This is a genomic window from Pseudomonas sp. C2B4, from assembly GCF_013359695.1.
Classification (GTDB): domain Bacteria; phylum Pseudomonadota; class Gammaproteobacteria; order Pseudomonadales; family Pseudomonadaceae; genus Aquipseudomonas.
Window position 1 is genome coordinate 1 of record NZ_JABFMU010000106.1, and the last position, 8,000, is coordinate 8,000.

Genomic DNA, 8,000 nt, shown 5'->3' on the forward strand with positions numbered 1-8,000 from the left:
AAAAAGCGGCATAAGCACCGTAAACGGTGTCCGGGATTACTTGACCAGTTCAGCTTTGCTCCTACAGAGAACCTCCACTCTGCCTCTCGAGGGGCGTACACCTCAAAAGCCAAAGCGAGGCGGCCTGACAGCCGACCTGGCTTTGGCAGGCGTCCCCCCCTGTGGGAGCTGGCTTGTCGGGTCGCCGCATCGCAGCGATGGTGGCCTTACAGACGACCAATCCCTCACAGCTATGTCCCCGATCTAATTGTGGGAGCGAGCCTGCTCGCGAATGCGGTGTGTCATTCAGCATAAAGGTTGACTGGCCTGGCCCCTTCGCGAGCAGGCTCGCTCCCACAGTTGGACCGCAGATAAGCCCGCAATCAGGTCGGCTGTCAGGCCGCCTCGCTTTTGTTTTTGATCTTGATCTGCCCCGTCGGAAGGCCGAGCGCAGGTTCTGCGCAGTGGGCAACCCGGCATGGATGCCGGGTTAGCCGCGCACGGCCATGGATGGCCGATCGCGGCGGGCCCACGGAGCAGGACCGGAGCGAGGGAACCCTGAGCCTCAGCGAAGGGCCGTACGTCAGGGGCCAAGCGTTTTGGTTACTTTGGCGCTCTTCCAAAGTGACCCGCCGTAAGGGCGGAACCATAAGTAGCCGTTACCGAAGAAACGGATATGCCCCCAATCGAAAACGTAATCAAGCCACCTCCATCAACCCCGCAAAAACCCGCAAGTGATGATCATCATCCCCAAACTGCCGCGCCACCATCAGCAAATGCTTGGCATGGTGCGACAGCATGTACTCCCACGTCAGCCCAATCCCGCCATGCAGCTGAATCCCCTGGTCGGCCACAAACCGGCTGGCGCGACTGACGATAAACTTGGCCGCCGCCAACACACGGCTACGCTCGTCACTGTCCGCCTGATCCGCCACACAGGCCGCCAGCAGGGTCATGGACGTCGCCTGATCCAGCTCGATGCGCATGTCCACCATGCGGTGCTGCAACACCTGGAACTTGCCGATCGGCTGGCCGAATTGCTGGCGCGTTTTCAGATAATCGAGGGTCAATGCGCATGCCGCTTCCATGCTGCCGACCGCTTCAGCGCACTGTGCCGCGATGCAACGACCTTGCTGGTAACGCAGCGCTGGCAAGACCTGGCCTACTTCGCCCAGCACCGCGTCGCTCTTGACGAATACGTCTTCCAGGTAAAGCTCACAGGCCATGCGTCCATCCATGGTCGGGAAGGCACGACGGCGCACGCCAACCTCCTGCGGATCGACCAGAAACAGGCTGATGCCCTGCTCATCCCTTCCCCCGTGACTGGTTCGAGCCGATACCACAATCAGCCCGGCGCTCTGCCCGCCCACCACCACGGACTTGCGGCCATTGAGTTTCCAGCCATCGGTCACGGGCTCCGCGACAGTTTGCACGTCATGAAGCTGGTAGTGACTCTGCGGCTCATCCACGGCCACCGCCATTTGCAACTCAGCGCTGCCCAGTGGCGGCAGCAGCGTCTGCTTCTGTGCCTCGCTGCCCAACTGCGCCACCAGGCCACCGGCGAAAATCACCGAGTGCAGGTAGGGCTCCAGGCACAAGCCTCGCCCCAGCTCCGTCATGATCAACATCGTTTCCACGCCACTGCCGCCGAATCCACCGTAGGTGTCGGCGAAGGGCACGGCGCACAAGCCAAGGTCACCCAATTGCTGCATAAAGCCTTGGCTGAACCCGTGCTCACATTGGCTGAAGGCTTCGCGCTGCTCGAAACCGTAAGTGTCACGTACCAGTCTTGCGACGGTGTCTTGCAGCATCAGCTGCTCTTGAGTCAGTTTGAAATCCATGGTCGGCCCCTTACAGCTCGAGAATCATTTTGGCGATGATGTTCTTCTGGATCTCATTGGCCCCGCCATAAATCGAGGCCTTGCGTGCATCCAGGTACTGATAGGTCGCCGCGCTGCTGTAGTCGGTGTACAGCAACGGTTCGCTGCCGTAGCCGAGTTCATCTTCAATGAACGGCAGGGCGTAAGGCCCCACGGCTTTACTGATCAGGTACGTAATGGCCTGGCGGATCTCGGTGCCCTTGATCTTCAGGAACGAACTTTCCGCCCCGGGTACACCGCCGTCGCTGGCCGCCGCCAGGGTGCGCAGATTGCTCATCTCGGCCGCCATCAACTGCATCTCGACCTCGGCGATCTGCGCGCGGAACATCGGGTCTTCGATCAGGGGCCGGCCCTCCCGAACCTGCTGGCTGGCGATGCGCTTGAGACGGCTGAGCAACGCCTTGTTCTGGGCAATCCCGCCGATGCTGGTGCGCTCATGGGTCAGCAGGTACTTGGCACAGGTCCAGCCTTCGTTCTCCTGGCCGACCAGGTTCGCCAGCGGAACGCGAACGTTGTCGAAGAACACTTCGTTGACTTCATGCTCGCCGTCGAGGGTGATGATCGGGCGCACGGTGATGCCCGGCGTTTTCATGTCGATCAGCAGAAAGGAAATGCCCCGCTGCTGTCGGGCCTCGGGGTCGGTGCGCACCAGGCAGAACATCCAGTCGGCGAAATGCGCCAGTGTGGTCCAGGTTTTCTGGCCGTTGACCACGTAGTGATCGGCCTCGCGCACGGCACGGGTCTTCAAGGAAGACAGATCGGAGCCCGCCCCCGGTTCGGAGTAGCCCTGGCACCACCAGTCTTCGCACGTAAGGATGCGCGGCAGAAAACGCGCCTTCTGGTCGGCAGTCCCGAACTTGATGATCACCGGGGCGACCATTTTCAGGCCGAAGGACACCACCTTCGGCGCGCCGGCGGCAAAACACTCTTCATCGAAAATGTGTTTTTGCACATCGCTCCAACCGGTGCCGCCGAACTCGACCGGCCAGCCCGGCGCCAACCAGCCCTGCCGGTTGAGGGTGCGCATCCACTGCACCTGATGTTCTTTGCTCAGGCGCTTGCCCTGGGATATACGTTGGGCGAATTCGGCTGGCAGGTGGTCGCGCAGGTAGGCCCGGACCTCTTCGCGGAAGGCGCGTTCGTCCGGCGTGAAATCTATGTCCATCAATCAACTCCAAAACCGTCTTTCGAATACTGCAGGCCCCCCTGTGGGAGCGAGCCTGCTCGCGAATGCGGTGTGTCATTCAGGGAAAATGGTGACTGACACGCCCCCTTCGCGAGCAGGCTCGCTCCCACAGGGTCACAGGGTGTTCAGGGAAAATCAGTCGTTGAAGACGATGACCGAGCGCGCCAGCTCGCCACGACGCAACTCATCAAATGCCTCATTGATCTGATCCAGGCGAATGCGCTGGGAGATCATTTCATCGAGCTTGAGCTTGCCGGCCATGTAGAAATCCACCAGGCGCGGCATGTCCACCGGGAAGCGGTTGGAGCCCATCAGCGAGCCCTGGATGCGCCGCTCGTGCAGCAGCTGCAGCGGGTCCAGTTCGATTTTCAGGCCGGGCTTGAGCATGCCGATCACGGTGGCAGTGCCGCCGCGGGCCAACATGGCAAAGGCCTGTTCGGCGGTCTGCTTGAGGCCGATGCATTCGAAGGCGTGGTGCACGCCGCCACGGGTGAGCTCCATGACCTGTTTGGCGGCGTCGCCGTCGCGGCCGTTGATCAGGTCGGTGGCGCCAAACTGTTTGGCCAGGTCCAGCTTGGAATCGAGCATGTCGATGGCGATGATCCGCCCTGCCCCGGCCAGCGCGGCGCCGTTGATGGCGGCCAGGCCAATGCCGCCGCAACCGATGACGGCCACGGTTTCGCCCGGACGCACCTTGGCGGTATTGAACACCGCACCGGTACCGGTGGTGACGGCGCAACCCAACAGGGCGGCGCGGTCCAGCGGCATGTCGCGACGGATCGCCACACAAGCGTTTTCATGCACCAGCATCTGCTCGGCGAAACCGGACAGGTTGACGAACTGCGGCATCGGCTTTTGCACGTAGGTCAGGCGCGACTCCTCGTCCTTGCCACGCTTGGTTTCCGGCGACACGCAGCGCGCAAGATGACCGGTCACGCAGTGATCGCAATGACCGCAGAACACGGTCAGGCAGGTCACCACATGATCGCCGGGCTTGACCGAACGCACTTCCGAACCGACCTGCTCGACCACACCGGCGGCTTCGTGGCCCAGCACCATCGGGCCCGGATAGGGAAACGAACCGTCGATGACGTGCAGGTCCGAATGGCAGACACCCACGGCCTTGGTGCGGATCAGGACCTCGCGCGGGCCCGGTTTGCTGATGCCCACCTCTTCAATGACCAACGGGGCACCAACCTGGTGGAATACGGCAGCTTTCATGGCATTACTCTCAAGAATGAAGGGGGATCAGGCCGGGTTGGGCGCTGTGCGAAGGATGGCTTTGGCGTGACTGAAGGTGCGAAAACCGTCGATGCCGTGATAGGCACCCATGCCGCTCTGGCCGACGCCACCAAACGGCAGGCCTTCGGTGCTGGCATGGCTCAACACACCATTGAGGGTCACGCCACCGGAGCAGGTGCGAGTCAACACCAGGGCTTCTTCGCTGGCGTCGTGGCCGAAGTAATAGAGCGCCAGGGGGCGTGGTCGGGCGTTGATCTGGGCGATCACCTCGGCAATGGTCTCGTAAGGCTTGATCGGCAACAGCGGGCCGAAAATCTCGTCCTGCATCACCTGCAGATCGTCGCCGGGATTACGCAACAAGGTCGGCACGATCTTGTTTCGCGCCCCGTCGCTGAAATCCTCACCCGCGGCATTGAGTTCGATCAGCTCGACACCGGCCTCCCGTGCCTGGCTCAGGTAGCCCTGCAGGCGTTCGAAATGACGGGTATTGATGATCGAGGTGTATTCGGGGTTGTCCTTGAGCGTCGGCAAGAACCGGGCGACCACTGCCTTGGCCACTGCAATGAACGCGTCCACCGATTCCTGCGGCACGAACACATAGTCCGGCGCCACGCACAGTTGGCCGGCGTTGAGCAGCTTGCCGATGACGGTCTTGGCCACGGCGTCCTTGAAGTCTGCGGTGCGAGAAATGATCGTCGGCGACTTGCCGCCCAGTTCCAGCGTCACCGGCACCAGGTTGTCCGCCGCTGCGCGCAGCACGTGCTTGCCAATGCTGGTGGCGCCGGTAAACAGCAGATGGTCGAACGGCTGGCCGCAGAACGCCTGACCGACGTCCGCCCCGCCCAGCACCACCGCCACTTCCTCTTCGGCGTACACCGAGCGGATCAGCCGCGCGATCAAGGCCGAGGTGTGCGGGGTGAATTCCGAGGGTTTGATCATCACCCGATTGCCGGCGGCCAAGGCTCCGGCCAAGCCGCTGAACACCATGTAGCCAGGCACGTTCCAGGCCGTGACGATGCCCACCACGCCCAGCGGCTGGTATTGCACCCAGGCTTCACCGGCCTGGGCCCGACGCTGCTCGGGGCGCATCCATTCAGCCAGTTCGGCCTTGGTCTGCTTGAGCGTGGCCAGCGGCGACAGCACTTCGCTGCCCTTGGAGAACCCGAGGCTGCGATGACCGAAGTCGGCGGTCAGGGCGTCGATGATGTCCTGCTCGTGGCTGACCAGCAGACCGATGGCCCGGTCGAGCCGTTCACAGCGTTGCTCGAGGGTCCAGGGCTCGCTGGCCAGAAAGGCCGCCCGCTGTTTTTCCAGGATCGTGCGGATTTCACAGCTCGTCGAATGCTCGATGGCGCTCATCACTACCTCTCTTGTTTTTGTCAGGACGCGGCCGCGATCAGGCAGCGATGCGTAAGGTCTGGCTGCATGGTTGACCAACGCCGGCGCCACGCCGCCACCCGGATCAGGTGGTAGTGCCGCTCACTTCAGACGCTCTTCAGGCAAGCAAGGAATTTTGTGGCGAGGGGATTTATCCCCGTTGGGCTGCGAAGCAGCCCTCAGCGTCAAGTGAAACAGACCGGGTTGCCCGAATTTACGACTGCTGCGCAGCCGAACGGGGATAAATCCCCTCGCCACAAATTTGGATGAGGTTTTCAAGCCAGGAGGCCCATGGCTTTGGCGCTGTTGATGGCCTGGGTGCGGCGGCAGGCGCCGAGCTTGAGGTTGATGTTCTTGGCGTGGCTCTTGACGGTATTGACCGAGATGAACAGGCGATGACCGACCTCGCGCACCGACATGCCTTCGGCCAGCAACTTGAGGACCGACATTTCCCGGGGTGTCAGGTCGTCCTGATAATCCGGTACTCCAGTCCCGCGGGGCGCGGCGGACTTGTCGGGGTCTTCGACCTGTTCGCGGGCCAGATTCCGGGCTTTCTGCAGGGCAATCGGTCCCTGGTAGCAGGCGCGGTCAATCTGGTCCCAGTGCATGCGCCGCTCGGCTTCATACAGCAGCAGATGGGCTTGTTCCGGGTCATCCCTGCGGGAGGCCAGCTCGGACAGCAGCAGGTAGGCATCGAGCACGAACGGTGCGCAGCCATCACGAACCTGCAACAGCCCGGCCTGCACCACCTGCTCGGCTTCCCTCAAATGCCCCTGCTGCACCAGCAATTCACCGTGCAGGAACATCAGCCGACCGAGCAACGGGTACGGCGCCACGCTGCTGCCCGTCAATTGCGCCAGCTCGGTGCGCAACAGCGATTGTGCCCGGGCGACATGCCCCTGGAGCGCCATCAGTCGCACCCGGTCCGCATTGACCAGCACTTCCGCTTCACGACTGCCCCGACGCCGGGCCAGCTCCAGCGAATGCTCGAGCAACACCTGGGCCTCGGTCAGTTCCCCGGTTTTCATGGCGATGCGCGCCAGTGTGCAGTGACACAACAACACCGACAGCCAGTCCGCACCCGTCAGGTAGCGAAGCGCGGCGTGGCAATGCAGGCGGGCCTGTTCGGTGCTGCCGCGCAAGGCGTGCAACGTGCCGTACAACGCCTGCCAGTTCGCCAACAGGCGTTGATGGCGCTGCGGGTCGGGCAGCGGCAGAAAATGCCCCAGCCGGTGCAGGCACTCTTCGGCCTCCTTCAGCCGACCGCTGAACAGCAGGGCCTTGGCACACAGGTAGATCAGGCGCGGGCTGCTGTGCAGCAGTTGCGGTTCGATGCGCTCGCGCCAGTCCATGAGTTTGCTCAGATGTCGCTCACTGAGTATCCAGCTGAGCCACAAGCGCTCCATGTAGGTCGCGGCGACTTCCGGCTGATCGGCGCACAAGGCTTGCTCGACCGCATCGTCGACATGCCCGCCAACGCTGAGCAACTGACAGGCCCGCAGGCGCAAGCGGTTCAACGGTGCACCGCTCAATCGCCCTTGCAGGGCGTGAGCCACGGCAGGCAACAGGCGGAACCAGCCGGGTTGCCGGTCGACCGGAAACAGAAAAGCCTGGCCTGCCAACAAGCTGTCGAACACTCGACCGGCCTGCTGGCCTTCCCACAGTTGCTGGCAAAAATCGGCGTTGGCCTTGGGCAAATGCGCCAGGCCGAACAGGATTTCGCACTGTTCATCGCTCAGGCGCGACAGCACTTCTCGCTGGATGAACGGGCCGAGCAGGGGCGATCCCCCGGAAAGCGGCAACGACAGGCGAACGCCGGCGCACCAGCCGCCGGTTTCATGCCAGAGCCGCTCCCGTGAAGTGGCGTCGATATCCGGTGACAGCCCGTCGATCAGTGATTCGAATTCGTCCGGGCGCAGGGCCAGTTGCCTGGCGGACAGTTCGGACAATTGGCCGTCGAGCATCAGGCGCGGCAGGTTCCAGTCGGGGCGCTGGCGGCAGGTGACCAGCAGTTGCAGGTGGGGGTTTTGCAGGGACAGGAGTTGATCGAACCAGTGGTTCAGGTCGGCGGGCATTTGTGCAGGCAGGTCATCAAAAACAAGGCGAAGTTTTGGATCTTCATTGGCAGGGCTGGCCTCTTCGCGAGCAGGCTCGCTCCCACAAGGGAACGCGGTCAACGGTGGGAGCGAGCCTGCTCGCGAAAGCGCCAGCCCCGTCACCTCATCACTTGAATCGAGCTTCGTCAGCAAGGTATCGGGGGTCAGCCCAAGCTCGCCCGCCAGCAACAAGGTCAAGCTGTCCAGGGTTTGCGGCAGTCCACCCAACCCCACCCACAC

General features: G+C 62.6%; 5 protein-coding genes. All 5 read right to left on the reverse strand.

The features are described from left to right. Window positions 1-677 precede the first annotated feature (677 nt). The gene (locus HNQ83_RS30430) at window positions 678-1,820 is read right to left on the reverse strand and encodes an acyl-CoA dehydrogenase family protein (RefSeq protein ID WP_175392541.1); all 1,143 of its coding nucleotides are present in this window, start codon (window positions 1,818-1,820) and stop codon (window positions 678-680) included. A 10-nt stretch (window positions 1,821-1,830) separates the two neighbouring features. Further along, window positions 1,831-3,024, reverse strand: a complete 1,194-nt coding sequence (locus HNQ83_RS30435) for an acyl-CoA dehydrogenase family protein (RefSeq protein ID WP_175392542.1) — start codon at window positions 3,022-3,024, stop codon at window positions 1,831-1,833. A 156-nt stretch (window positions 3,025-3,180) separates the two neighbouring features. Next, window positions 3,181-4,266 (reverse strand): Zn-dependent alcohol dehydrogenase, encoded by a 1,086-nt coding sequence (locus HNQ83_RS30440; protein ID WP_175392543.1) that lies wholly within the window; start codon window positions 4,264-4,266, stop codon window positions 3,181-3,183. Between the two features lie 27 nt (window positions 4,267-4,293). Next, window positions 4,294-5,736, reverse strand: coding sequence for a coniferyl aldehyde dehydrogenase (locus HNQ83_RS30445; protein ID WP_372241944.1), 1,443 nt, complete (start codon window positions 5,734-5,736; stop codon window positions 4,294-4,296). Window positions 5,737-5,939: 203 nt separating this feature from the next. Then, window positions 5,940-8,000, reverse strand: a 2,061-nt coding sequence (locus HNQ83_RS30450; protein ID WP_175392545.1) for a LuxR C-terminal-related transcriptional regulator, incomplete at its 5' end; no start/stop codon positions are given.